The organism is Pantoea sp. Mb-10 (assembly GCF_021272205.1).
Lineage (GTDB): Bacteria > Pseudomonadota > Gammaproteobacteria > Enterobacterales > Enterobacteriaceae > Pantoea.
In genome coordinates, this window is the sequence record NZ_JAJSDX010000011.1 from 71,436 (window position 1) to 96,674 (window position 25,239).

The window sequence follows — 25,239 nt, forward strand, 5'->3', positions numbered from 1 at the left end:
GCGCAACGGCCAGCCGCGCGGCGACCTGGCCCCCGCTCATAACCTTGTTTGGAGATTGCTGTGGAAAGTTCTGCGACCCGCGAACACCGACTTAACGCTCTGCGTCAGCGCACAACGATTCCTGTGCTGATCGTTGGCGGCGGCATTAATGGCATTAGCACCTTTCGGGAACTGGCTTTACAGGGCATCCCGGCGATCATTGTAGATAAAGGTGACTGGTGCAGCGCCGCGAGCGGAGCGCTATCGCGCATGATCCACGGCGGGTTGCGCTATCTGGAAACCGGTGAGTTTGGCCTCGTGAAGGAAGCGGTTATCGAACGCGACCGTTTACTAAAAAACGCCCCGCACTGTGTCTTTCCGCTGCGTACCACCGTGCCCATTGATAACGTGGGCGGCGGACTGATCAACACCACGCGTAAGATGCTGCGCTTGGGTGATAAGCCTTCCCGACGCGGCGTCCTGCTGATTAAAACCGGGTTAAGCCTTTACGACGCTTATACCCGCCAGTATGGCTCGCTGCCCAAACATCAGGTACGTAATGAAGCCGAAACGCGCGAGCGCTGGCCGGGCTTTGCGCCATGGGTAAAATACAGCGCCAGCTATTATGACGCCTGGATCAGCGCGCCTGAGCGTCTGGGCGTTGAGTTGATTGACGACGCTGAACGCGCCTGCCCCACGGCGTTGGCGCTCAACTATATGCAGGTCGCGCATGCAGACGGTGAAAACATGGTGCTGCGCGATTCGCTGAGCGGCGAGCAGTTCATTGTGCAGCCACACGTAGTGGTCAACGCCAGTGGCGCATGGATCGATCGCGTCAACCAGCAGGTGTCACGCGAGAGCGACAGCGCGAAATTGATTGGCGGCACCAAAGGCTCGCATCTGATTCTCCATCTCCCTGAGCTGGTGAGCCAGCTTGCGGGCGAGATGGTCTATTTTGAAAATCAAGAAGGCCGCGTCTGTATCATGTACCCGTGGTTTGGCAAGGTGCTGGTCGGCACCACGGATATTCGCGTGGACGACCCTGACGCGGTGGTCTGTGAAGAGGCGGAAAAGCAGTACATCATTGACGCCCTGCGCTTTGTATTCCCGCACATTGCGGTGCCTGCGTCCGCCGTGGTGTACACCTTTTGCGGCGTGCGCCCTCTGCCCGCCAGCGACGCGAAACTCAGCGGACAGATCTCGCGTAACCATTCACTGGTGCTGCTGCCGCCAAATCGCACCCGCGCCTGGAGTACGCTCTGCCTGGTGGGCGGCAAATGGACCACCTTTCGCCAGTTCGGTGAAGAGGCGGCTGACCGCGTACTGCGTCTGCTGGGAGAGAAACGGCGAGTTTTCAGCCGCGACCTACCCATTGGCGGCGGTCGCGATTTCCCGCGCCCTTCCGCGCAACCCAGCTGGCAAGCGCAGCTCTCTCTGCAGTTTGGCGTGCCGCTTCCACGCGTAACGCAGTTGGTCAAACGCTACGGCAGCCGCGCGTTGCCTTTGCTGAGTTTGATTCAGCAGCACGGCGAACAGCCATTGACGCATCATCCTGATTACAGCGCGCTGGAGTTGCGCTATGTGATGCAGCATGAACAAGTTTGCCAGCTGGCTGATTTGCTGGTTCGCCGCACCGGTCTGGCCATGTGCGGCGAACTGACGTCCGCGCTGATGCTTGAACTGGCGCAACTGTTCGCCGAGGAACAAGGCTGGGACAGCGCGCGCGCGCAACAGCATCTGCAAGAAACCTGTGCCGAGCTGGCGCGACAGCATGGGTTATCGCAGCTCAACCCGGATCTCGCGGCGCGTTAGCGGCACTGGCTGGCGCAGTTTTGCACGCAGATTTGTGCCAGCCCGCCGCAGCCCGCCCCCTGACGGTTTTGACACTGCGATTGTTCAACATAGCAATTTTGCTGGCAGGCGTTGACATCGCACCGGGCGGCAATCGGGGTGAGCTGCGCCACGGGCGGTTTATCGGTGGGCCGCCACGGAACCTGTGCCTGCACGCAAAAACTGAACAGCAGGCCGAAGGCCATTATCCACTTCATCAGTGCTCTCCTCATCACTCTCTCGCCATGAGTATGACGGCTCCCTGAACGATTGCCATGCCGCACCGCACATTCAGCGTGATTAACTGACGCGCACCGGTTGCTTCCTGAGCGGCGCGCTGACCGATTGGTACAAAACTTGCAGTCTTTTAATAAGAACAAAGGAGACGGCAATGAAAGCAATCATTATTGGCGCGGGAATGGGCGGCATGAGCGCGGCGCTTGCGCTGCGCCAAGCCGGTGTGGAAACAACGGTGTATGAGGCCGTAAAAGCGATGAAGCCGGTGGGTGCGGCCATCTCCATCTGGCCCAACGGGGTAAAATGCCTCAACGCGCTGGGTCTGAAAGCGCCACTGCGCGCGCTGGGCGGCGATATGGCGTGGGTGGCCTATCGCGATGCGTTCAGCGGCAGTACGCTGACCCGCTTTAGCCTGGCACCGCTTGTGCAACAGGTGGGCGAACGGCCCTGCCCGGTGGCGCGCGCCGATCTGCAGGCGCTGCTCATTGACCATTACGGCCGTGAAGCGATCCAATTTGGCCATCGCGTCGCGGGGGTGGAGCAGCACGCGCACGGCGTGACCGCCTGGTTTGAAAATGGCACTCACGCCAGCGCGGATTTTCTGGTGGCAGCAGACGGAACGCACTCGGTCATTCGCGAGGCGGTATTGGGTGAGCGCGTGACGCGCCGCTATGCCGGTTACGTTAACTGGAACGGTCTGGTCACGCTGGATACGCGTATCGCGCCCGCCGACCAGTGGACCACCTTTGTGGGTGACGGCAAGCGTGTCTCGCTGATGCCGGTGGGCGGCAATCGCTTTTACTTTTTCTTCGATGTGCCGCTACCGCAGGGGTTAGATCAAGATCGCCGCACAATAAAAAGCGATCTGGGCCGCTATTTCAGCGGTTGGGCACCCGAGGTGCAGCAGCTGATTGCCGCACTGGATGTCGAGACCACGAATCGGGTCGAAATTCATGATATCGAGCCCTTTAGCCGGTTTGTTAATGGTCGTATCGCGCTGTTGGGTGATGCCGCGCACAGTACCACTCCCGACATCGGTCAAGGCGGCTGCGCGGCGATGGAAGATGCGATCGTGCTGGCACAGATGCTCAACACACACTCGCTGGGGATTGAGGATGCGTTGCGCCGTTATGAAACGCGTCGCGTCGCGCGGACCCGCGATCTGGTGTTGAAGGCCCGAAAGCGCTGCGACGTCACGCATGGTAAAGATGCGGCGATTACGGCGGCATGGTATGCGGAATTGAAACAGGAGAGCGGCGAACGCGTACTGGCTGGACTGTGCGAAACCATTGAAGGTGGGCCGTTAGGCTAAATCACGGCAGGCGACACCGCTGTCGCCTGCCTCACCCCCGTTAGGCGTCATCAAGGCCGCGGTGTTTTAACATCGGGCCGATTTCCGGCGCTTTCCCCCGCCACGCCAGCCATAAATGCTGCAAGTCACTGCTGTTGCCGCGGGACAGGATCTGCTCGCGGAACTGTTGGCCGTTTTCACGCGTGAGCCCGCCGCGTTCCATAAAGGCCTGAAAGCCGTCGTCTGCCAACATTTGCGTCCAGATGTAGGCGTAATAGCCTGCGGCATAGCCGCCGCCCCAGATATGGCGAAAATAGCTTGAGCGATAGCGCGGTGGAATCGCCTCAAGGGCGAGATTTTCCGCCGCCAGCGCCTGCAGCTCAAAGTGGCTGACATCCTGCGGATTGTCTTCGGAAGTAAGTGAGTGCCACTGCAAGTCGAGCAGCGCCGCAGCCAGCAGTTCCGTCATGTCGTACCCTTTGTTGAAGGTTGACGCACGCACCATCTTTTCACGCAGCTCGGCAGGCATGGGCTCATCGGTCTGGTAGTGGCGCGCAAAGTGGGCAAACACCGCCTCATGACTGGCCCAGTGCTCATTGAGCTGGGACGGGAACTCCACGAAGTCGCGCGGTGTGGCGGTGCCCGACAGCGAAGGATAGCGCTGTGTGGCAAACAGGCCGTGCAGCGTATGGCCAAACTCGTGGAACAGCGTGATCACTTCATCCCAACTCAACAATGCAGGCTGACCGGGCTGTGGCTGGGTATAATTGCACACGTTGTAGATCACCGGTTTGGTGCCGAGCAGCGTGCTTTGATCGACAAAGTTACTCATCCACGCGCCACCGCTTTTGTTGTCGCGCTTGAAGAAATCGCCATAAAACAGCGCCAGCGGCGTATTGTCTGCGTCAAAAATTTCATATACCTGCACATCCGGGTGATAAACCGGCACGTCCGGGCGCGGCGTAAATCGGATGCCGAAAAGCTGGCTGGCAGCCCAGAAGACGCCCTTCTCCAGCACATTTTGCAGCGCAAAATAGGGCCGTATTTGACGCTCATCCAGCGCATATTTTTCGCGTCTCACCTCTTCGGCATAATAAGGCCAGTCCCAGGCACGCAGGGGAAACGCATGTTCGCGGGCGATCACCGCTTGAATATCGCTGGCTTCACGCTCAGCGCGCGCCCGCGCAGCGGGAACAATGTCGCGCATAAATGTCCGCGCCGCCGTAGGCGTCTTGGCCATCTGATCCTGTAGGCTCCACTCGGCATAGGTGTTGAAACCCAGCAGTCGCGCTCGCTCCGCGCGTAACGTTGCCATATGCAGCACGGTTTCCCGCGTGTCGTTCTCATCGCCCTGCTCACTGCGCGTCAATGCTTTTTGCAGCAGTGCCTCGCGCGTGGCGCGCACGGCCAGCGACTGCAGCGCCGGTTGTTGCGTGGTGTTCTGCAGCGGGAGTGACCAGGCATCCGGCTGACCACGCGCGACGGCGGCAGCTTTGGCCTGCGCTAACGCCTCTTCACTCAGTCCTTCTAGCGCTGCGGCGCTGCTCACGGTGTACGCGCCGGCTTGGGTGGCAGCCAGAAGCTTGTTCGCAAAGCGGGTACCCAGCGTGGACAGCGTCTGGTTACAGACGCGCAGCTGCTGCTTTTCCGCTTCCGACAGGCTGGCACCATGCAGCGTGAAGCGTTGCCAGGTCACTTCCACCAGCCGCATGGCTTCTGCATCTGGACACTGGCTGCTTCGCTGCTGATAGACGCTATCCAGGCGTGCAAACAGCTGGCTGTTAAGCACTATTTCGTCCTCCAGCGCGGTCAGCTTCGGCGCGATAATCTCATCGATCTCTTGCAGGCGCGCGCTGGTATTGGCTGCCGTCATGGCCGAAAACACGTGCTGAACGCGCGACAGCAGTTGTCCGCTGCGCTCAAGGGCCTCATACGTATTGGCAAACGTTGGCGGTTCGGGATGTTGCGCAATGGCGATCGCTTCGCGGCGCTTCTCTTCAATACCGGCTTCCAGCGCGGGAAGGAAATCCGCCTCTTCAATCAGATTAAACGGCGGCGCTTGATAAGGTAAGTCGCTGACGGTGAAAAACGGGTTAACGCGTGCGTTCATTCTCGCTCCTGCTACTCAGTCACGCCGCAGACGATGCAGCGCAGTGGTCTTTATCCTGGCAGTTTCGCCGCCGTGCAACAAGCCGCTGCCGCCTGGGGCTCCGCGTGTGGCCACACCCGCTGGCCGTTGACCCAGGTCTGAAAAATGTTGCGGTCATCGCCCAGCGTCATCAAGACAAACAGACGCTCCCAGACATCTTGACTGTTGCGGTGACGCAGCTGCTGCAGCGGCGAGACGGCGGGATCGAGCACCACGAAATCCGCCTCTTTGCCCGGATTGAAGTTGCCGATTTTGTCAGCCAGATCCAGCGCGTGCGCGCCGCCCAGCGTCGCATGGTAGAACGCCTCACAGGCGCTGAGTTTGTATTGCTGCAGCTGTGCCACTTTGTAGGCTTCACCCAGCGTTTCCAGCAGATTAAAGCTGGTGCCCGCGCCCACGTCAGTGCCCATGCCAACGCGCACCCGCTGCTGCCAGCAGCGTTGCAGATCGAATAATCCGCTGCCGAGGAACAGGTTCGACGTGGGACAAAAGGCGATAGCAGAGTCGGTCTCGTGCAGGCACTGCCACTCGTTCTCTTCGAGGTGCAGGCAGTGCGCGAACACGCTGCGTTTTCCGGTGAGCCGGTAGTGATGGTAGACATCAAGATAGCCGTCGTGCGAGGGAAAGAGCGCCTTGACCCATGCCACCTCTTGCTGGTTTTCACTCAAATGGGTTTGCAGCCACACATCCGGGAACTCCTCGCGCAGTCGTTGGACGTTGGCCAGCAGCGCGGGCGATGACGTGGGCGCAAAGCGCGGCGTGAGCGCGTACCCTAAACGGCCGTGATGATGCCATCGCGCGATCAGCTCGCGACTGTGCTGGTAACTCTCTTCAGCGGTTTCCAGCAGTGCGGCCGGTGCGTTTTGATCCATCATGACCTTGCCGGCAATCAGGCGCATATTGAGCGCCGACGCGGCGCTGAACAGCGCATCCACCGATTGCTTATGCACGGTGCCAAACACCAGCGCCGTTGTGGTGCCATTGGCAAGAAGTTGGTCCAGGAAAAAGTCAGACATCGCCGCCGCGTGCGTGGCGCAGTGATACTGGCTTTCCACTGGAAAGGTGTAGCGGTCAAGCCATTCCAGCAACTGTTCGCCGAACGCACCAATCATTTCGGTTTGCGGATAGTGAATATGGGTATCGACAAAGCCCGGCACAATCAGTTTGCCGCGCAGATCGACCACCTTCTCGATTTCAACGGCATCATGCACCGCGTGCCACGGCGTGAGGCTAACAATTTTCCCTTCGCGCACGCGAAGCACACCGTCTTCTAAAAAGCGCGCCCGCGCGAGCGTATCCGCAGGCGTCTCAGCGATAGCGGAAAAATCAAAAAAGCTGGCGCGAAGCAGCGTATCTGAAGCGTGAGGCATAACAAATCCTTGAGTAAACATACCGGCGAAAGCGCAAAAAGGTGAGCGATTCGGTGCAAGCTATATGCCAGATGATGGCGGTAAAAATGGCTTTTTTTCAATCTGATGGATAAAAAAAATCCGGATTTTTACGCGCCGAAAACGAGGTAATCGTGTGCGCAACCGCTTGCGTTTATCAGGCGTCTAGTATCAGCCCACTGACGCTGCGCCCGGCCCCGTGCTGCACCGTTAGGGGGCGCAGCTGCACCTTAATGGTGAGCGCCTGGATCGCTGCGCTGAAGCCAGGCGCGATTACGTCCCGCCTGTTTCGCGTGATAAAGCGCCGCATCCGCCTGCTGAATCAACGTTTGTGCATCGCCACCGTACTGCGGCGTGAGGCTGGCGCAGCCCGCGCTCAGCGTGACGTGCGCTTCTGGAGCCTGTGGATGATGAATGGCGGCCGCCGCGACGTGTTTTACCATGAGGGTGGCAATATTAAGCACGTCGGCGTCTTTTGCGTCAGGCAGGATCAGCGCAAATTCCTCACCGCCGTAGCGTGCCACCAGATCGCTTTTTCGCAGCGACAGCTGATTTAACTGTTCCGCCAACTGCTTTAAGCACCGATCGCCCGCGAGATGACCATGCGTATCGTTAAACTGCTTGAAGTGATCGACGTCGGCCATAATCAGCCCCACGCTGCCGCCCTGCTCGCGGGCGCGATCCAGGCATTCACTCAGGTAGCGATCAAATTCGCGGCGATTGGCCAATCCGGTGAGCGCATCCGCGTGGGCCATGCGGGTCAGCGCGCGGTTAGCCTGACGCAATTCATCGCGCAGTGCAGTAAGGTCGTACTGGTATTTAAGCGTGCGCCTGGCCTGACGCAGCACAAAGCCACCCAGCAGCACGGTGGCCAACATCAGCGCGCCGCTCATGGCGACATCTTGAATGCGGGTTTTGCGCCATTTGGTAAAGAGATCGCGCGTGTCGTAACCCGCGGCCACAATAAGGGGGTAACGCTCAAGACGCACAAAACCAAAAATGCGCGGTTTGCCGTCCATCGCCGACGTCCACTGCCCGCCTCCGCGATTGTTCTCCTGCAGCAGCTTTTGAAACAGGTGACTGGCAGAAAGGTTGGTGCCAATGAAACTGTCCGGCATTGGACGGGCATAAAGAACGGTACTGTCGGCCAGCATCAGTACCATTACGTCCTGTTTGCCCATTTCAAAGTACATGTAATAACGGCGAAAATAATCCACCTTGATTGTCGCCAGCAGCACGCCGCGAAACCCTTTCATGCTATCGCTGACGCGCAGCGAGACCGGAATCACTAAATCACCGGTGCTGCGGCTGCGGATCACCGGCCCCATATGCACGCTGTCACGCAAATTAGTGCGCTGAAACACGAAGTACTCGCGATCGGAATTGTTGATGTTAGTGGGAATGGACGCGGCAGAGGTGGCAATCCATTTGCCTTGCGCATCGTAATAAAACAGGCCGTGCAATTGCGGCAGTCTGCGCTGTAAATCGCGCATGGTGGCGCTCAGTTCAGCGCTATTGAGTCCACTGTTCAGATGCGCGGCAACATCGCGCTGCAGTTCGCGCAGCGAAAGCTCGGTTTGAATAAAGGTATCTTCCGCCTGCCGGGCCTGAGCCAGCGACAGGTTGATGGCCGTTTCCTGCGTCTCTCTGACGGTGTTCTCCCAGTCCTGGTGCAGCGTCCAGAAACTCACGGCGGTCACGCCGCCCACCAGCAAAACGCCAGACAAGATAATGGTTTTTAACAGGGAGCCAAAAGGCTTGAGTGACGGGTCTGGTTTTCTGCGTGAAATCATAGGGTCTCTCTTTATCTGCTCTTGTTGAGTTAAGCAGATGAAGAGAGATACGCGAGGTCACCCCCGCGTATTCGCGCGTTTAATGCGTTTTAAACACCACGACCATATCGCGCAGCTGGGCGGCGCGTCCGGCCAAATCACCGGCGGACGTCGCAGACTCTTCCACCAGCGCAGCGTTTTGCTGGGTGACCTGATCCATCTGATTGACTGCAATGTTGATCTGCGCAATACCACTGCTCTGCTCTTTAGACGACGAGGAGATGTCGCGAATCAACTGGGTGGTCTGCTCAATCGCTTCGACGCTCTGCTTGACGCGATCGCCGGCGTTTTTCGCCAGCGCCAGCCCCTCTTCGGCATGGTTCACCGACTGGGCGATCAGCTCTTTGATTTCCCGCGCGGCGGTGGCGGAACGCTGTGCCAGCGAGCGTACTTCAGAGGCCACCACGGCAAAGCCTTTACCGGATTCGCCCGCCCGTGCCGCTTCAACGGCGGCGTTAAGCGCCAGGATATTGGTCTGGAAAGCGATGCTGTCGATGACGCTGGTGATCTCTTCGATCTTCGCCGAACTGCCGCGAATCTTACTCATGGTCTCCATCACGGAGTCCATGGCCTTGCCGCTCAGCAGAGAGGCGTCTGTCGCCGCTTCCGCCATGGTGGTGGCATGCTGCGTATTCTCCGCATTCTGACCGATGATTGACGCCATCTGTTCCATGCTGGCGGCCGTTTCTGCCAGCGAGGCGGCCTGCTCTTCGGTACGGGCGGAGAGATGGCCGTTGCCCTTGGCAATCTGCTCGGATGAAGACGCGATGGTCAGCGCATTGTCTTTGATATTCGCCACCAGCTGCGAGAGACGATCTTGCATCTGCTTGAGCGAACCCAGCAGCTTGGCGGTCTCATTGGAGCCCTGCACGCTAATCTCGGTGGTGAGATCGCCCGCGGCAACGCTGCCGGCCGTGCGCACTGCATTTTCAATTGGCCCGGTCACCGAGCGGGAAATCATCACGGCAAACACAATCGCAAGCGCGGCAATGGCGAACAGCGCAGCCAGCAGCCAGTATTGCGCATGACGACGATCCTGAATTTGCGTGTTAAACAGCTGCGTAAGCTCATCGGCGTATTGAGTGCCTAAGGTGCTGTAGTTGTTGATCGCCTCGGTGAACACGCGCACGTATTCCGTTGGGGCAACGGTGGCCGTTTTGTTCACGAACACGTTCTCAGCCAGCCCCAGCGCCTTGAGCGCCTGCTGGTTGGCATCGTCATTTTGCAGAGCAAACTGCGTTTTCAGCGCGGGTGAAATGGAGAACACTTTGTCCATATTGCCGCTGAACTGATCCAGCGCCACTTTGCCGTTCTCGATGCGGAACGCCATATTGCTCATGCCGGCCGTCATTGCGCTATCACCTTGCGCAATCAGCGAGGTGCCGTGTGCGCGGATCTGCCCCAGCGTTTCTGTCAGCAGCGGCAGGCGGCTAAAGATACTGATGATTAACTGGTAGGAGTCGAGATCGCTGTCCAGTGACAATCCGTAGAAGTCCAGCACATCCTGATTGGCCATCAGCAGGCTCTGAATCAGCGCGGCATGACGATTAAGGCTATCGCTCAGCGACAGTTTCTTGTCATTCAGGTCAGCCTGTAAGGCATTCCACCCTTGGCTGACTTTATCCATGCGCGCCAGCGGTTGGGCATTGGGATCGGTCTGACGCAGCTCGGCGTTGATCTCTGTCTCCAGTTTGGCAACTTGATCAACCAGTTCAAGACGCGGCGCATTATCCGGCTTGCCCAGCGAGATGGCGATGGCGCTTTCCGCACGGTGGCGCTGGATCTTGTTCAGCAGCAGCAGCATCTTTTTCTCAACCGGGATGCCTTCCAGCTCAACCACTTTGGCGTTAATAATCTGGTTGCCGGTATTGATGAACAAATAGGTTGGAAACACAAAAAGGATTAGAGCAAAAACGCCAAGCAGAATGAATTTTGCTGGCAGATTTATTTTATTAAGCATTTTTTTCATGGAAAATTTCCCTGGTGTGGAAACAAGCTCACTTTTATTTTTTAAAAAATTACCGCGTAGATAAGCTGATAATCAGGATGCAAACAGCGGACGACAAAACACCCTGACCGGGTGTCATTACGTCCGTGTGATTGAGCGCGCTATTGGCATGGAGTGAATTATAGATAACGTCAGGCGATTTAACAGGACGTAAATATACGATATTTTCTTTCCAAAAAAATAAAGTCAAATTATAAATATCACTTTAGAATCAATTAATTGAAATTAATTAATCATTCTCATTATCGTTACTGACAGGGATTGTTGAGCGGTTATTACCGAATAATTAACGATTAAAGTTTTAAGGTAATGTGCCGATAAGCGCGCTTTTTTGTTTTTTATTTTACCCCGAATAACCCTTAAGAGTTATTTTCCGAGAAATACGCGCATTTATTATCTTTATGAAAGAAACATGCAAATCGATATCCTATTAGCGATTATTTGCGCATAAAAAAACCATGTAAACGATTTCTTTTTTCCTTCCCCTAAAAATAGCTGCCCTCCCGCTTTTCAAACCACGCCCGTCAACAAGCTTCGCGCCACGGGCCTTTCAGTGCTAGTTTACTGCACAAGGTGAACAACACGGACAAGCGAATGAGGAGCAGTGAAATGATTATTTTTGTGACCGGCGCAACCGCAGGCTTTGGCGAAAGCATTACGCGCCGCTTTATCGCCGAAGGCCACAAGGTTATCGCCAGTGGACGCCGCACCGAGCGCCTGCAAGCCTTGAAGCAAGCGCTTGGCGACAATCTCTATACCGTTCAGCTGGATGTGCGCAACCGGGCCTCCATTGATGAGGCGCTCGCGGCGCTGCCCGCCGAATGGCGCGATATTGATGTGCTGGTAAACAATGCCGGGTTGGCGCTGGGCATTGAACCCGCCCATAAAGCCAGCCTGGAAGATTGGGATGCCATGATCGACACCAATAATAAAGGGTTGGTGTACATGACCCGCGCGGTACTCCCCGGTATGGTGGCGCGCAACGTCGGCCACATTGTTAACATGGGCTCCATTGCGGGGAACTGGCCGTATCAGGGCGGCAATGTCTACGGTGCCACCAAAGCGTTTGTGCGCCAGTTCAGCCTTAACCTGCGTACCGATCTGCACGGCACGGCGCTGCGCGTCACCGACATTGAACCCGGTCTGGTTGGCGGCACGGAGTTTTCTAATGTGCGCTTTAAAGGCGATGACAGCCGCGCCGAGGCGGTGTACGAAGGCACCACGGCGCTGACCGCTGAAGACATTACCGAAGCCGTTTACTGGGTCACCACCCTGCCTAAGCACGTCAACATCAATACGCTGGAAATCATGCCGGTGGCACAAACCACCGCAGGCTTGAAAGTCCACAAAGGCTAACCGCCGCTATCCCGCCGCGTGCGGGATAGTGTTTATCCTCGCCCCCAGCCGATGACCATGACGCCCATGCCGCAGAGCGCGATCAGCGCGCCCGCCCAATCCCACGCTGTAAGCTTGATGCCCTCTACCACGCGTAACCACAGCAGCGCTGTCATCACATACACGCCGCCGTATGCCGCATAGACGCGTCCGCTGGCCGCAGGGTGCAAGGTTAATAGCCAGACAAACAGCGTCAGGCTCAGCGCGGCAGGAAGCAATAACCAGGCGCTCATCCCCTTTTTCAACCACAGCCACGGCAGAAAGCAGCCAACGATTTCGGCGAGCGCCGTGAGAAAAAACAGCAAGGCGGTTTTCAACAGCATCATTACCCTCTCGCAAACGTAAACAAACTGCCCACGGCTAGTGAGCAGAGAAACGGCGATGATATACTGCTGCCCGTTGCAGTGACAGCCGGGTCACGGCTGCGCTGGCGTTAATCTGAGGAGATGACAATGCATAAACTCTGTTCCGCCCTGCTGGCGGCAAGTGTAATTCTGGCCGCGCCTTTGGTCTCAGCGCAGACCGACCGGTTAATCATCGAAAACGGCAATAACGCGACCAGCAACGAGGCCGCGCGTCAGGACAAAGAGCAGTGGAATGACACGCGCATGCTGCGCGGCAAGGTCAACACGCGCGTTGAGAAAGAGTTTGATAAAGCAGACCGCGCGTTTGATACCCGTGACGCCTGTGAGGCCAGCTATAACCTCAACGCTTACTGGGAACCCAACACGCTGCGCTGTCTCGATCGCCGTACCGGCCGCCCGGTCACGCCGTAAACAGCAGAGGCTGCTATAGTTCAAAGGGATTCTGAACCAAGGAGAGTGTGATGAAAAAATGTGGTGCAGTGATGATCGCGGCCTTGCTGGCCCTGCCGGTGATGGCACAAGCGTCGTGCGACAGCGTTAAAGCCGACATTAGCCAAAAAATCGTCAGCAATGGCGTGCCTGAGTCGGATTTTACGCTGGATGTCGTGCCTAACGATCAGGCAGATCAGGCTGGCGGCCAAGTGGTCGGGCATTGTGAAAACGACACGCAGAAAATCGTTTATAAGAAAAACGGCCGTGACAGCGACAGCACTGTCCCCGCCAGCGCGGGCAGCTCACAGGATGCCCCCGCGCAGTAACGTGCTTCGGGCGGCGACCTTGCCGCCCTTTTTCTACTGTTCTTCAGGCCGTTGACGCGGCATCCGCCAGGCAACTACCGCCGCCATCAGCGCAATCAGCAGCGCAACCCCAAACACCCAGTGCAGTGACGCCGCCATTTGCGTGGTCCAGTGGTGTAGCGTCTCCGTAGACAAGCTCTGGCGGCTCTCCGGCGTCATCAGCTTTTGCATAGGATCGACAACCTGCGGCAGCCGCTGCGCCAGATTCAGATTCAACACTGCGCCCATCACGGCCGTACCCAGTGCCGAACCCAGCATCCGGCTAAACATAATGGAGGCGGTGCAGATACCGCGAATCTCATAATGGGCGTGATTCTGCACTGACACCAGAAAGGTGGTGCTGGTCATTCCCATGCCGGTGCCAATCAGAAACGCGGTGAAGCCCGCCTGCACAATGCCGCTGTCAGGACGCAGCATCAGCAGTAGCGCACTGCCGGCGATCAACAGTGCGGCACCCAACTGCGCGGTGAATCGATAAGAGCTTTTTACCATCAGGCGTCCGCTAAGCGTGCTGGCCAGCGGCCAGCCGATTGACATCATCGCCAGCGCACTGCCCGCCTGCAGCGGCGAACCGCCGTTTATGCCCTGAATCCACGTAGGCAAAAACGCGCTGATGCCCATCATGGTGGCGCCGATAATCAGGTTGCCCACATTGCCCGCCACAATCGGCTGGCTGCGCCAAATCGCCAGGGGAAACAGTGGGGATGCGGCCTGGCGTTCATGCACGCTGAGTCGCCAGCCGGCCAGCAGCGCAAAAAGCAGAAACAGCAGTAGCCAATACCCCAGCGCTTCCGCCTGGAGCAACGCAACCAACAGCGCCGTGACGCTGATCATTAACCAACCACTTCCGATGACATTTAAGCGGACATCAGTCTGACGCGGCGGATCGGGCAGAAAACGCGCCAGCAGCAGCATGGCGAGCAGACCAATCGGGACATTGACCCAGAAAATCAGCGACCAACCCGCGTGCTGGACCAGCCATGCGCCGCTGAGCGGACCAATAATGGCGGCGATGCCCCAGACGCTAGAGAGCCAGCCCTGCACGCTGGCGCGCTCGCGCGGCGAGTAGATGTCCGCCACGATGGTGCTGGTCAACGGCATAATCGCGCCGGCCCCCAAACCTTGGAAGGCACGGAAAAGAATCAGCCACGTCATGGTGTGCGCCAACCCGCACAGCACTGACCCCAGCAAAAACAGCGACACGCCGATAAAGAGCAGACGCTTGCGCCCCCAGAGGTCCGCGAGGCGACCATACAGCGGCACGCTAACGGCCTGGGTGAGGAGATAGATTGAAAATACCCAGCCAAACTGTGAGAAGCCGCCAAGATCCGCAATGATGGTCGGCATCGCCGTGGCCACGATAGTGACCTCAATTGCTGCCATAAACATCGCCAACATGCAGCCCGCCAGGATCCAGTGGCGATGTACGCCAGGTAACGCAGCCGTTTCAGTCATAGTGCTCCCTTTTCTTGTTGCAGTAAGACTAGCGCAAAGAAAGCATGCCACGTTTCCCCGCGTGCGCCTCATAAGTGACATAGTCACCTTTTTCAATGAAAATTTTTTATTGAGCGACTAGCCCTTGTCTCATGCGGCCTGGGCGCCCATTTCGTCAACATCTATCTACCTGATTTTGCCGTAAAAAGCTGGCGCTCCGCTTCACCCATTGCTATAGCTTTGGCAGCGCGTTTTCTGCCTGTATGCAGGAAACCCGCCAATTTGTGGCCGGTAAACGGTCATTTCGCAGTGTCGTGGACTTTCGTCTGCAAGGCTTACGCCGTTCCAGCGCCACCGCACTGATAACACCATAACCACACCAAATGCACTATCGCATCAGGGAGACATTCGCATGCAAAATGCTTCGCTCGCCCGTCGGGTCGCGCTGGCGCTGCTCGCTATTGTCGGCGTGCTCGCCCTTCTGGTTTGGGGACTAGGGCTGGATACGCTGCGCGCACGCAAAGTGGATCTGCTCTATCTCGGGCAACAACATCTCTATCTGGTTTTCTGGTCCATGCTGTTTGCGCTGCTGGTCGGTATCCCAAGTGGGATCCTGCTCAGCCGTCCGTTTGCCCGCCGCTGGGCCGAATATGTGATGCAAATCTTCAACGTCGGCAATACGCTGCCGCCGCTCGCCGTGCTCGCGCTGGCTATGGTGGTGGTGGGCATCGGCGATCGTCCGGCGCTGATCGCGCTCTTTCTGGCCTCGCTGCTGCCGATTGTGCGCAATACCTACTCCGGGCTGCGCGCCGTGCCCCCGTCGCTGTTGGAAGCGGCCAACGGCATCGGTATGACCAAACTGCAGCGCCTACGGCAGGTAGAAATCCCTAATGCGCTGCCGGTGATGCTGGCCGGTATCCGCATCGCCACCGCCATCAACGTCGGCACTGCACCGCTCGCCTTCCTGATTGGCGCCAGCAGCTTTGGCGAACTGATTTTTCCTGGCATTTACCTGAATGATTTCCCAACCCTGATTCTGGGCGCCGTGGCAACCGCGCTGTTCGCGCTGATTCTGGACATGCTGCTGGCAGCACTGGGACGTTTTCTTAGCCCGCACTCTGCGGCATAAATACGAGGAGTACGCGTTTTGGGCAACCTGCACTGGATAAAGCGCACCGCGCTGGCGCTGACGGCGGCGATGGCTTTGAGTCAAAGCGCCACGGCCGCCGAACCCATTGTGATGGCGACAAAGAGCTTTACGGAACAGCACATTCTTTCGGCTATGACGGTGCTCTGGCTCAACAAAAAAGGCTTTGAGGTCATCCCGAAAACCAACATCGCCACCACCATTAGCCGCAACGCCATGATCAACAAACAAATTGGCATGACCTGGGAATATACCGGCACCTCGCTGATTATCTTTAACCACATTAAAAAGCCGATGTCCTCGCAGCAAGCGTGGGAAACCGTGCGCGATCTCGACGGTAAGCTCGGACTGGTGTGGCTGAACCCCGCCCCCATGAACAACACCTATGCGTTTGGTATGCAGCGCGCACGCGCCGATAAAGAAGGTATTAATACCCTGTCGCAGCTGGTGGCTAAGCTGGAGGAGGTGCGCAAGCGCGATCCGGATCACAACTGGAAGCTGGGTCTCGACCTGGAGTTTGCCGGTCGCTCCGACGGGTTAAAACCGCTGCAGCAGGCTTACAACATGCCGCTCGATCGGCCGCAGATCCGCCAAATGGACCCCGGCCTGGTGTATAACGCCGTGCGCGATGGTTTTGTGGATGCGGGCCTGATTTACACGACCGACGGTCGCGTCAAGGGCTTCGACATCAAAGTGCTGGAAGATGATAAGCACTTTTTTCCAAGTTACAACGTCACGCCTGTGGTGCGTAAGGACGTGTTAGCCAGCCATCCTGGACTGGAAGAGGCGCTCAACCAACTCAGTCCGCTCATCACCGATGAAGCCATCACCGAGATGAACAAGCGTGTAGATATCGATCACCAGTCACCTGAACAGGTGGCGCGTGATTTCCTGCAATCTAAACATATGCTGTAAGGAGGCGCCATGGATACCCTGCATTACATGATGAGTAACTGGCCCACTCTGATGGCGCTCACCTGGCAGCACACCTGGCTGGTGCTGGTTGCCGTTGGCTGCGCCATTGTCGCGGGCGTCCCGCTCGGCATTCTGATCGTGCGATTCAAGTGGCTGGCCGGCCCGGTACTGGGGATCGCCACCGTGGTTTTAACCATTCCAACTATTGCGCTGTTTGGCCTGATGATTCCGGTGTTTTCGCTGATCGGTCAGGGTATTGGCGCCCTGCCCGCTATTTGCGCCGTGTTTCTCTATTCGCTGCTGCCCATTGTGCGCAACACCCACACGGCCCTGGAAAACCTGCCGGGCGGGTTACGTGAAGCAGGCCGCGGGATCGGCATGACGTTCTGGCAGCGTCTGCGCTGGGTGGAAATTCCGATGGCGCTGCCGGTGATTTTTGGCGGCATCCGCACCGCAGTGGTGATGAACGTGGGCGTGATGGCCATTGCCGCCGTGATTGGCGCGGGCGGGTTGGGCCTTCAATTACTGGACGGCATCAGCGGCAGCGATGTGCGTATGCTGATTGCCGGCGCGTTAATGATCTGTTTATTGGCTATTGTGCTTGACTGGCTGCTGCACCGCCTGCAGTTAGCGCTGACTCCAAAGGGGATTCGATAATGATAAAGCTGGAAAACCTGACGAAAACCTTTACGCAGAAAAACGGCACTGCGTTCAATGCGGTGGACAACGTCAGCCTGCACGTTCCCGCTGGGGAAATGTGTGTGCTGCTCGGCCCTTCGGGCTGTGGGAAAACCACCACGCTGAAAATGATCAATCGCCTGATCCCGGCCAGCAGCGGTAAAATCCTGATCAACGGCGAAGACACCAGCGGCCTGGATACCGTTACTTTACGCCGCAACATTGGCTATGTGATCCAGCAGATTGGTCTGTTTCCTAATATGACCATCGAAGAAAACATCACCGTGGTGCCGCGTATGCTGGGCTGGGATAAAAAGCGCTGCCGCGAGCGCGCCACCGAGCTCATGAGCATGGTGGCGCTGGACCCCACCAAATTTCTGCATCGCTATCCGCGTGAAATGTCCGGCGGTCAACAGCAGCGCATCGGCGTGATCCGTGCGCTGGCCGCGGATCCACCGGTGCTGCTGATGGACGAACCCTTTGGTGCCGTTGACCCGATCAACCGCGAAGTGATTCAGAATGAGTTTCTCGACATGCAGCGGCAGCTGAAAAAGACCGTGATGCTGGTGAGCCACGATATTGACGAGGCGCTGAAGCTGGGCGATCGCATTGCGGTATTTGGCCAGGGGAAAATCGTGCAGTGCGCCAGCCCGGACGAACTGCTGGCGCAGCCTGCCAACGACTTTGTTGGCTCGTTTGTCGGCCAGGATCGCACGCTAAAACGTCTGCTGTTAGTTCAGGCGGGAGACGTGACCGACCAGCAGCCTACCATTACCGTGCAGCGCAGCACGCCGCTACCCGAGGCGTTTGCCACCATGGATGACAACGATATGCGTTCAATTACCGTGGTGGACGAAGCGGGCAAACCGCTGGGCTTTGTCAAACGGCGCGAAGCGCGTAACGCCGCCGGATGCTGCGAGGAGATCCTGCACACCTTCAAAGTCACCGGTAAAGCGGAAGAGAACCTGCGCGTGGTGCTGTCAAAGCTGTATGAACACAACACCGTGTGGATGCCGATTGTCGATGAGGAGGGCCGCTACAGCGGCGAAATCTCGCAGGATTACATAGCGGACTATCTCAGTTCAGGCCGGACGCGCCGCAGGCTGAATCCGTAAATCCCGCCGCGGTAGCCGAGCGGCTGCCGCGGCGTTACAACCCATGCTGTGTGTTACGCCGCGGGGGCAGACGGCATACCCGATGACGGCGCATCTCCTAGCCTCGATAGATCGATATAGTGCGTTAAGTCACGCTGCTCTGCCCGCGGCAAATAGGGCAATTCGCCCAATAGCGGGCAAGGCAGACGCTGCGTTAATCGCGCGATGATATCCGCATAGTGCGCCAGGCCGGGATTAATGCGGTTCGCCACCCAGCCGGCAAACGGTAACCCGTCCGAGACAATGGCTTCCGCCGTGAGTAACGCATGGCTGATGCACCCTTCTTTAATGCCCACGACCAGCACAACCGGCAGCTGCGCCTGCTTTACCCAGCTTGAGAGCGGCTGACTGTCGTTCATCAGGCAGCGCCAGCCGCCGGTGCCCTCTACAATCACCCACTCGGCGCGGTGCTGCAGCGCCGCCAATCCCTGATTGAGCTGTGCGTAATCCAGCGGCGGCGCGCGGTCCATTTCGCCGTCGAGCAGCGCGACAGGATTCACCGCGGGATAAGCAAGACTCAGCGTAGAGGACTGCTGCAGCAGCAGGGCATCTTTACTGCGTGGCCCTTCTGCGCCTGGCTGGGCATCGCGCGCCACGGGTTTATAGCCTACCGCACTGAACCCCGCCTGCGCGCAGCACTGTAACAGGGCGCGTGACACCACGGTCTTTCCCACCGCCGTGTCGGTACCGGTGACAAAAAGTGTTTTCACCTGACTCCTCCTTTTGTGAAGCGATCGGTAACTCGCTGAGAAGGCAGTGTAAGGAATGGCAGAGGGACAGAGCTTGCGTTAGCGCAAATTAAAGGGAGATGCCGCTTATCCCTGCAGCAGTTTCACCAGCAGCGTGCCGCCATACAGCGCGTCTTTAATCAGCGCCGCCGCCCCCAGCGTGCCGGGATCGGCAAAGGCCGTGGGTGTGAGCTGAAGCGTCTGGCTGTATGCCGGCAGCGCCTGCTGGCGAATGGTGTTGATCACCGCAGGAAACAGCACGTCTCCGGCAAGATTCAGCGGTGATCCAATCAGGATGCGCTGTGGATTAAAAATGTTCACCATCATGGCCAGCATACGGCCAATGTGATGCCCCACGCCGGCAATCACGTCGCGGGCAAGGCGATCGCCCTGCTGCGCCGCGTCACACAAACTTTGTACAGTGAGCGGCGCGTGGTTCAGTACGCTCTCGGGCTGAGACGGTAAGCGCTGCACGGCCAGTTGCAACAAGCTGCCCATACTGGCCACGGTTTCAAGACAGCCGTGATTGCCGCAGTAGCACTGTTCACCGTAGGGATCGATCTGCGTGTGACCAATCTCCACCAAGGCACGGCCGCTTTTATGCAGCAGGTGGCCGGCGCTGATCACGCCCGCGCCCACCGTTTCGCCAATCACGATCTGTATGACATCCTGCGCCCCGCGCGAGGCGCCAAAGAGCGCTTCGGCCAGCGTCCAGGCGGAAATGTCGTGCTGCACAAATACCGGCAGCCCGGTGCGCGCCGCGAGCGTCTCACCGAGCGGCATATCTTGCACGTCATAGCCCGGCATGCGGTGCACCACGCCCGACGGCGCGTGCAATAGGCCAGGCAGCGTGATGGCAATGGCGGTAAGACGCTCCAGCTTATGCTGATGACGCACAAAAAACGCATTGACCTGCTCCTGCAGCGTTTGCAGCAGGGGCTGCGCGCTGTCATGCGGCAGCGGCAGGCGATCTTCTTGCAGCGCGCGGCTACTGAGATCGCGTAGCGTCAGGGTTAATTGACCGGGCTGAATGCGCATGGCGAGATAGTGCCAGGCGTCGGTATCCAGCACCAGCCCAATGGCTGGACGGCCGCGACTGCCGGGCTCCTGAAACTCCGTCTCCTGCACCAAATGCGCATCCAGCATCTCACGCACGATTTTGGTAATGCTGGCGGGCGCCAGCTGTGCGCGTTTGGAAAGCTCAATACGCGAAATCGGGCCATGCTGGTCAATCAGCCGGTAAACCACGCCTGCGTTGGTCTGTTTAATTTGGTCAATATGCCCAGGCTGACTCTCCTGATTCACGCCCTGCTCCCGGATATTTTCGCGCTTCTAAATAAAGATCCGCTATGGTGGGGCAGATTTCCTGGCAGCGTCAAATATTTGATTAGAAATGTGATTTGTCGCACATATTCCTGCCCGCTCAGCGCAGGTCGCGCGGCTGCAATAGCGCCATCATGTTCTGCATCTGCGCACTCGGTTCCCGCACCGCCGACCATACCAGCCACACTTCCGAGATCGCGTCTTGCTCCTCGAGCGGGATCCACACCACTTCCGGCAGGCGCGCGCGCGCAAAAGAGGCCGGTAGAATTGAGACCCCCAATCCGGTCGCCACTAACCCGAGGATGGTCATGGCTTCCCCCACTTCTTGCGTAATAAACGGTGCGATCTGGTAGCGATGCAGCAGCGCGAGGATCTCGCCATACAGCGCCGTCCCCCCTTGTGGATCAAAGAACACAAACGGCTCAGCTGCGAGCGCCTGTATCGCTAGCGTGGTGGCACCCGCTAACGCATGAGCCCGATGCACGACCGCACACAGCGGCTCGCGCAGCAGTACACGATGCTGAAGATCGGGGGGAAGCGCCGTATTGCGCATCACGCCCAAGTCGAGACGCCCTTCGTGCAGCGGGATGAGCTGCTGGCGCGTATTGTTTTCCTGCATATGAATATGCACCTCTGGCCAGCGCTGACGAAACTGGTAGAGCGCATCAGAGACCAGGCCAGTAAAAGGCGCAGACGACGTAAAACCGATGCGCAGTTCGCCCTGCTGTCCGCCGTGAATGCGCGCGGCACGGTGAGCGGCTTGCTCAACCTGCAGCAGCACCGCGCGCGCATCGTCCAGAAATACAGCACCTGCGGGCGTCAGCTGGACGCTGCGGTTGGTGCGCGTGAACAGCTGCGCCGCGAGGATCTGCTCCAACTGCTGGATCTGCTGGCTGAGCGGGGGCTGAGAAATGCGCAGACGTTCGGCGGCACGGCCGAAATGCAGCTCTTCCGCAACAGCAATGAAATAACGCAGGTGACGCAACTCAATATTCATATTTTAAAAGTCTTAATTGAGATTATTAATATATTGTACAACTTATTTATGCTCTTCTACAGTAAGCGCATTGTGTCTCAACGATGGAGGTTCTGTGAGCCGCCTTTCCCGCACGGTGCCCCTTGAAGAACAGGCGGTCACCGAGATCGCTGCCCCCGCATCCGCATGGATCGAGCGCGGATCCCCGCAGTTTATGCGCGTCACGCTGGCTTTGTTTTTCGCCGGGCTTGCCACCTTTGCGCTGCTGTACTGTGTGCAGCCCATCTTGCCCGTGCTCTCGGCGCAGTTTGCTCTCTCTCCGGCGGCCAGCAGCGTCTCGCTGTCGCTCTCTACCGGCCTGATGGCGCTGGCGCTGCTGATTACCGGACCGGTGTCGGACGCGGTAGGCCGCAAATCGGTGATGGTAACTGGACTCACGCTCGCCGCACTCTGCACGCTGGTTGCGGCCACCATGCAGAGCTGGCACGGTATTCTACTGATGCGCGCGCTCACGGGCCTGGCGCTGAGCGGCGTGGCGGCGGTGGGCATGACCTACCTGAGCGAAGAGATGCATCCGCGCGTGATCGCCTTCTCCATGGGGCTCTATATCAGCGGCAACTCGATTGGCGGCATGAGCGGCCGCTTGATCAGCGGCGTGCTCACCGACTTCTTCTCGTGGCGCGTGGCGATTGGCGCCATCGGCTGCTTTGCCCTGGCCGGTGCGGTGATGTTCTGGAGAATTTTACCGCCCTCGCGTCATTTCCGCCCTGCCTCGCTGCGTCCGCGCAGCCTGCTGATCCACTTCCGCCTTCACTGGCGGGATCAGGGCCTGCCGCTGCTGTTTGCCGAGGGCTTTTTACTGATGGGCGCGTTTGTCACGCTGTTCAACTACATTGGCTATCGTCTGCTGGCGGCGCCCTGGTCGCTGAGCCAGGCCTTAGTGGGTCTGTTATCGGTGGTGTATCTAACCGGGTCGTGGAGTTCTCCCCGAGCGGGTGCCCTCACCGGCCGCTGGGGACGCGGTCCGGTGCTGCTCAGCGCCACCGCAGTCATGCTGTGTGGCTTACTGCTCACCGCGTTCACCTCACTGTGGATCATTTTACCCGGCATGATGCTGTTTACCGCCGGCTTCTTCGCGGCCCATTCGGTTGCCAGCGGCTGGATAGGGCCGCGCGCGCGACGCGCCAAAGGCCAGGCGTCTTCGCTCTATCTGTTTAGCTACTATGCCGGCTCCAGCGTGGCCGGTACCCTCGGCGGCGTGTTCTGGCATCGCTATGGCTGGTCCGGCGTAACAGTATTCATTGGCCTGCTGCTGGTGATGGCATTACTGGTAGGCTGGCACCTTCAGCGACGTCACCTCTAGCCGCCGCTTCGTCGGCGCGGAACGCATCTTCCCCGCCGACCCGATCTTTACGCCTGCCGTAACAACCTTTAGTACCAATTAAAACAAACCGCCGTGAGCTCGCTATAATTCCCGCTATTCCAACAATAATCAGACTTTGTTTTTTTTACAGCAATGAGGAAGCACCATGGAACTCTATTATTACGTCGATAAAAATGCGGGCTATAACGATAACCACGTTGTGCATGCCACCGGGTGTCCTTTTCTGCCATCCGATCGCGCGCGGCGCTTTCTGGGGACCTTTTACTCGCCTGCCGCCGCCATCCAGCAGGCGCGAAAATTCTATCCCGGCGCAATGGGCTGTGAGCACTGCTGTCCGGTAACCATGAAAAAAAACCTGCCACTCCAGCACAGCGTGGCACTAAAGCACATGGTGCAACTCTGATATTACTGGTCTGACGGCAGCCTGCGTGCTGCCGTCAACGGCACCCAAAAAAGTCCGCTCGCCGCTTCCCCGCGCTGCGGCTTTTTTATCTCCGCACCCGCAACGTTGCCGTTCCTCGGTGGCGCACCCGCACTCTCGGTGACGCGGCAGAATAAATCCGCCGCTGACGGTTTCCATTCGCCTATTCTTGCGCCACAATAGAGAGGATTTGTGATCTAAGTCACTTAACCGGGGCGTTTTTTTGCCCGCTTATCCTCTGACCGATTTGAACTGCATGCAATCAATCACTGTTTCACGTAAAACTGCCTGGCTACGCGTACTGCTGCTGGCTATCGCCGCGTTTGTGTTCAATACCACCGAGTTTGTGCCGGTGGGTCTGCTCTCCGACATCGCTGCCAGCTTTTCCATGAAGACCGCCGACGTTGGCATCATGCTGACCATTTATGCGTGGGTGGTGGCCCTGCTGTCGCTGCCGCTGATGCTGTTAACGCGCAACGTTGAGCGCCGCCTGCTGCTCGGCGTGCTGTTTCTGGTGTTTGTTGCCAGCCATGTGCTTTCTGCTTTTGCCTGGGACTTTACCTCGCTGGTGCTCTCGCGCATCGGCATTGCGCTGGCGCACGCCGTGTTCTGGTCCATCACTGCCTCGCTGGCAATCCGCGTTGCCCCGGCGGGCAAAAAAACGCAGGCGCTCAGTATGCTGGCAACCGGTACGGCGCTGGCGATGGTCTTGGGCGTCCCCATTGGGCGCATCGTCGGCCAGTATCTGGGATGGCGCACCACCTTTGGCATGATTGGCGTGTCGGCGCTGGTGCTGCTGATTTTGCTGCTGCGCGTGCTGCCGCGTCTGCCCAGCGAGCATACCGGTTCCCTTAGCAGCGTACCGATGCTGTTTCGGCGCCCGGCGCTGGTCGCCATGTACATTTTAGTCACGCTCGTGGTGACCGCGCACTATACCGCCTACAGCTATATCGAGCCCTTTATGGCGCTAGTCGCGAACGCGGATCAGAACTTCACTACCCTGCTGCTGCTGCTGTTTGGGTCGGCGGGTATCATTGGCAGCCTGCTGTTCAGCACGTTGGGCAATAAATTCCCGTCTGCGATGCTCCTGGCCGCCATCGCGCTGATTACGCTGAGCATGGGCCTGCTGCTGTTTGCCGCCGTGCGCCCCTCGGCGATTGTGGTGCTGTGCATTGTCTGGGGGATGGCGATGATGATGATCGGGCTAGCGATGCAGGTACGCGTGTTGTCGCTGGCCCCCGATGCCACCGACGTCGCCATGTCACTGTTTTCGGGCATTTACAATATCGGCATCGGCGCAGGCGCGCTGCTCGGTAACCAGGTGAGTGAGCACCTGAGCATGTCAGACGTAGGAAATGTGGGTGGCCTTATCGGCCTCAGCGCGCTGTTTTGGTGTGTCGCGATTTTCCGCCGCTACCCGCAGCTGCGGTCCAATGGATAAAGGGGGGGCCGCAGGCAGCGGCTCGATGCTTTTCCGCTGGCGCGGTGCAATTTTCGTTCACCATAGCACCGGCAGGTGCCTTTCCGTTAGCACGGTGCAATTTTCGTTCGCCATAGCACTGGCAGGTGCCTTTCCGTTAGCACGGTGCAATTTTTGTTCGCCATCGCACTGGCAGGTGCCTTTCCGTTAGCGCGGTGCAATTTTCGTTCGCCATAGCAATGGCAGATGCTTTTGCCGCGATGCGGCGACCGAGCAGAGGGCGCCAGGCCGCGCCCTCTGCACTCCCCGGCCCTGCGCCAGCCCCGCTCGCCGCTGCGCGGTGCCTTCACTCCCTCAGCCTTCCTGACGGACCGGCGTCGATTCGCTC

22 protein-coding genes are annotated in these 25,239 nt (G+C 58.3%); 12 read left to right on the forward strand and 10 right to left on the reverse strand.

All coding sequences use genetic code 11. The annotated features are described in order from the left end of the window. Window positions 1-60: 60 nt before the first annotated feature. On the forward strand, window positions 61-1,791 hold the full coding sequence (locus tag LU196_RS18975; RefSeq protein ID WP_232760054.1) for a glycerol-3-phosphate dehydrogenase/oxidase: 1,731 nt from the start codon (window positions 61-63) through the stop codon (window positions 1,789-1,791). Here the strand turns inward: LU196_RS18975 and LU196_RS18980 are convergent. Further along, a complete protein-coding gene (locus tag LU196_RS18980) occupies window positions 1,788-2,027 on the reverse strand; it encodes a hypothetical protein (protein WP_232760053.1) in 240 nt (79 codons plus the stop codon). The two genes, LU196_RS18975 and LU196_RS18980, sit on opposite strands and share 4 nt — an antisense overlap. Window positions 2,028-2,200: 173 nt before the next feature. On the opposite strand from LU196_RS18980, the gene hpxO reads away from it, so the two are divergent. Continuing rightward, window positions 2,201-3,358, forward strand: coding sequence for an FAD-dependent urate hydroxylase HpxO (gene hpxO / locus LU196_RS18985; RefSeq protein WP_232760052.1), 1,158 nt, complete (start codon window positions 2,201-2,203; stop codon window positions 3,356-3,358). 40 nt (window positions 3,359-3,398) lie between these two features. Here hpxO and dcp read toward each other — a convergent pair whose 3' ends face one another. The 4 genes from dcp to LU196_RS19005 all read right to left on the reverse strand — a co-directional run bounded on the left by dcp (window position 3,399) and on the right by LU196_RS19005 (window position 10,675). Then, window positions 3,399-5,447, reverse strand: a complete 2,049-nt coding sequence (dcp, locus tag LU196_RS18990; RefSeq protein ID WP_232760051.1) for a peptidyl-dipeptidase Dcp — start codon at window positions 5,445-5,447, stop codon at window positions 3,399-3,401. A 50-nt stretch (window positions 5,448-5,497) separates the two neighbouring features. Further along, window positions 5,498-6,856, reverse strand: coding sequence for a guanine deaminase (guaD, locus tag LU196_RS18995; RefSeq protein WP_232760050.1), 1,359 nt, complete (start codon window positions 6,854-6,856; stop codon window positions 5,498-5,500). A gap of 248 nt (window positions 6,857-7,104) precedes the next feature. Further along, the gene (locus LU196_RS19000; RefSeq protein WP_232760049.1) at window positions 7,105-8,667 is read right to left on the reverse strand and encodes a sensor domain-containing diguanylate cyclase; all 1,563 of its coding nucleotides are present in this window, start codon (window positions 8,665-8,667) and stop codon (window positions 7,105-7,107) included. A 79-nt stretch (window positions 8,668-8,746) separates the two neighbouring features. Then, complete coding sequence (locus LU196_RS19005) at window positions 8,747-10,675, reverse strand: methyl-accepting chemotaxis protein (protein WP_232760048.1); 1,929 nt, start codon at window positions 10,673-10,675, stop codon at window positions 8,747-8,749. 648 nt (window positions 10,676-11,323) lie between these two features. On the opposite strand from LU196_RS19005, the gene ydfG reads away from it, so the two are divergent. Beyond that, window positions 11,324-12,070 (forward strand): bifunctional NADP-dependent 3-hydroxy acid dehydrogenase/3-hydroxypropionate dehydrogenase YdfG, encoded by a 747-nt coding sequence (ydfG, locus tag LU196_RS19010; RefSeq protein WP_232760047.1) that lies wholly within the window; start codon window positions 11,324-11,326, stop codon window positions 12,068-12,070. Window positions 12,071-12,102: 32 nt separating this feature from the next. Here the strand turns inward: ydfG and LU196_RS19015 are convergent, their stop codons facing one another. After that, on the reverse strand, window positions 12,103-12,429 hold the full coding sequence (locus LU196_RS19015; RefSeq protein WP_232760098.1) for a YnfA family protein: 327 nt from the start codon (window positions 12,427-12,429) through the stop codon (window positions 12,103-12,105). A 132-nt stretch (window positions 12,430-12,561) separates the two neighbouring features. Between LU196_RS19015 and LU196_RS19020 the strand changes: the two genes are divergently transcribed. After that, on the forward strand, window positions 12,562-12,885 hold the full coding sequence (locus LU196_RS19020) for a DUF1283 family protein (RefSeq protein WP_232760046.1): 324 nt from the start codon (window positions 12,562-12,564) through the stop codon (window positions 12,883-12,885). Between the two features lie 50 nt (window positions 12,886-12,935). Continuing rightward, window positions 12,936-13,232 (forward strand): DUF1161 domain-containing protein, encoded by a 297-nt coding sequence (locus LU196_RS19025; RefSeq protein WP_232760045.1) that lies wholly within the window; start codon window positions 12,936-12,938, stop codon window positions 13,230-13,232. Between the two features lie 33 nt (window positions 13,233-13,265). On the opposite strand, the gene LU196_RS19030 is transcribed toward LU196_RS19025, so the two are convergent. Next, window positions 13,266-14,726: an MDR family MFS transporter gene (locus tag LU196_RS19030; protein WP_232760044.1), complete on the reverse strand. Its 1,461-nt coding sequence runs from the start codon at window positions 14,724-14,726 to the stop codon at window positions 13,266-13,268. 391 nt (window positions 14,727-15,117) lie between these two features. Here LU196_RS19030 and osmY point away from each other — a divergent pair, with 391 nt between their 5' ends. The 4 genes from osmY to osmV all read left to right on the forward strand — a co-directional run bounded on the left by osmY (window position 15,118) and on the right by osmV (window position 18,560). Beyond that, window positions 15,118-15,834, forward strand: coding sequence for an osmoprotectant ABC transporter permease OsmY (osmY, locus tag LU196_RS19035; protein ID WP_232760043.1), 717 nt, complete (start codon window positions 15,118-15,120; stop codon window positions 15,832-15,834). A gap of 69 nt (window positions 15,835-15,903) precedes the next feature. Continuing rightward, the gene (locus LU196_RS19040; RefSeq protein ID WP_232760097.1) at window positions 15,904-16,767 is read left to right on the forward strand and encodes a glycine betaine ABC transporter substrate-binding protein; all 864 of its coding nucleotides are present in this window, start codon (window positions 15,904-15,906) and stop codon (window positions 16,765-16,767) included. A 9-nt stretch (window positions 16,768-16,776) separates the two neighbouring features. Beyond that, complete coding sequence (gene osmW, locus LU196_RS19045; protein WP_232760042.1) at window positions 16,777-17,424, forward strand: osmoprotectant ABC transporter permease OsmW; 648 nt, start codon at window positions 16,777-16,779, stop codon at window positions 17,422-17,424. Beyond that, the gene (gene osmV, locus LU196_RS19050; RefSeq protein WP_232760041.1) at window positions 17,424-18,560 is read left to right on the forward strand and encodes an osmoprotectant ABC transporter ATP-binding protein OsmV; all 1,137 of its coding nucleotides are present in this window, start codon (window positions 17,424-17,426) and stop codon (window positions 18,558-18,560) included. Before osmW ends, osmV begins: the two co-directional genes overlap by 1 nt. Window positions 18,561-18,613: 53 nt before the next feature. Here the strand turns inward: osmV and bioD are convergent, their stop codons facing one another. From bioD to LU196_RS19065, 3 genes are all read right to left on the reverse strand, one after another. After that, a complete protein-coding gene (bioD, locus tag LU196_RS19055) occupies window positions 18,614-19,309 on the reverse strand; it encodes a dethiobiotin synthase (protein ID WP_232760040.1) in 696 nt (231 codons plus the stop codon). A gap of 105 nt (window positions 19,310-19,414) precedes the next feature. Continuing rightward, window positions 19,415-20,632, reverse strand: coding sequence for an ROK family transcriptional regulator (locus LU196_RS19060; protein ID WP_232760039.1), 1,218 nt, complete (start codon window positions 20,630-20,632; stop codon window positions 19,415-19,417). 118 nt (window positions 20,633-20,750) lie between these two features. Further along, entirely contained in the window at window positions 20,751-21,647 is an 897-nt protein-coding gene (locus LU196_RS19065; protein ID WP_232760038.1) for a LysR family transcriptional regulator, read from the reverse strand. Window positions 21,648-21,741: 94 nt separating this feature from the next. Here LU196_RS19065 and LU196_RS19070 point away from each other — a divergent pair, with 94 nt between their 5' ends. The 3 genes from LU196_RS19070 to LU196_RS19080 all read left to right on the forward strand — a co-directional run bounded on the left by LU196_RS19070 (window position 21,742) and on the right by LU196_RS19080 (window position 24,872). Beyond that, window positions 21,742-22,989 (forward strand): MFS transporter, encoded by a 1,248-nt coding sequence (locus tag LU196_RS19070; protein ID WP_232760037.1) that lies wholly within the window; start codon window positions 21,742-21,744, stop codon window positions 22,987-22,989. A 166-nt stretch (window positions 22,990-23,155) separates the two neighbouring features. Beyond that, window positions 23,156-23,413, forward strand: coding sequence for a hypothetical protein (locus LU196_RS19075; RefSeq protein WP_232760036.1), 258 nt, complete (start codon window positions 23,156-23,158; stop codon window positions 23,411-23,413). A gap of 274 nt (window positions 23,414-23,687) precedes the next feature. Next, window positions 23,688-24,872, forward strand: a complete 1,185-nt coding sequence (locus LU196_RS19080) for a sugar transporter (RefSeq protein ID WP_232760035.1) — start codon at window positions 23,688-23,690, stop codon at window positions 24,870-24,872. Window positions 24,873-25,239: the final 367 nt, after the last annotated feature.

Bases quoted from the DNA above. Each gene is read 5' to 3' on its own strand.
- LU196_RS19065 (WP_232760038.1), bottom strand. From the start codon at position 21,647: ATGAATATTGAGTTGCGTCACCTGCGTTATTTCATTGCTGTTGCGGAA.
- LU196_RS19025 (WP_232760045.1), top strand. From the start codon at position 12,936: ATGAAAAAATGTGGTGCAGTGATGATCGCGGCCTTGCTGGCCCTGCCG.
- LU196_RS19080 (WP_232760035.1), top strand. From the start codon at position 23,688: ATGCAATCAATCACTGTTTCACGTAAAACTGCCTGGCTACGCGTACTG.
- LU196_RS19030 (WP_232760044.1), bottom strand. From the start codon at position 14,726: ATGACTGAAACGGCTGCGTTACCTGGCGTACATCGCCACTGGATCCTG.
- LU196_RS19040 (WP_232760097.1), top strand. From the start codon at position 15,904: ATGGCTTTGAGTCAAAGCGCCACGGCCGCCGAACCCATTGTGATGGCG.
- dcp (WP_232760051.1), bottom strand. From the start codon at position 5,447: ATGAACGCACGCGTTAACCCGTTTTTCACCGTCAGCGACTTACCTTAT.
- LU196_RS19005 (WP_232760048.1), bottom strand. From the start codon at position 10,675: ATGAAAAAAATGCTTAATAAAATAAATCTGCCAGCAAAATTCATTCTG.
- hpxO (WP_232760052.1), top strand. From the start codon at position 2,201: ATGAAAGCAATCATTATTGGCGCGGGAATGGGCGGCATGAGCGCGGCG.
- LU196_RS19020 (WP_232760046.1), top strand. From the start codon at position 12,562: ATGCATAAACTCTGTTCCGCCCTGCTGGCGGCAAGTGTAATTCTGGCC.
- LU196_RS19000 (WP_232760049.1), bottom strand. From the start codon at position 8,667: ATGATTTCACGCAGAAAACCAGACCCGTCACTCAAGCCTTTTGGCTCC.
- guaD (WP_232760050.1), bottom strand. From the start codon at position 6,856: ATGCCTCACGCTTCAGATACGCTGCTTCGCGCCAGCTTTTTTGATTTT.
- osmV (WP_232760041.1), top strand. From the start codon at position 17,424: ATGATAAAGCTGGAAAACCTGACGAAAACCTTTACGCAGAAAAACGGC.
- LU196_RS19075 (WP_232760036.1), top strand. From the start codon at position 23,156: ATGGAACTCTATTATTACGTCGATAAAAATGCGGGCTATAACGATAAC.
- osmY (WP_232760043.1), top strand. From the start codon at position 15,118: ATGCAAAATGCTTCGCTCGCCCGTCGGGTCGCGCTGGCGCTGCTCGCT.
- LU196_RS18980 (WP_232760053.1), bottom strand. From the start codon at position 2,027: ATGAAGTGGATAATGGCCTTCGGCCTGCTGTTCAGTTTTTGCGTGCAG.
- ydfG (WP_232760047.1), top strand. From the start codon at position 11,324: ATGATTATTTTTGTGACCGGCGCAACCGCAGGCTTTGGCGAAAGCATT.
- osmW (WP_232760042.1), top strand. From the start codon at position 16,777: ATGGATACCCTGCATTACATGATGAGTAACTGGCCCACTCTGATGGCG.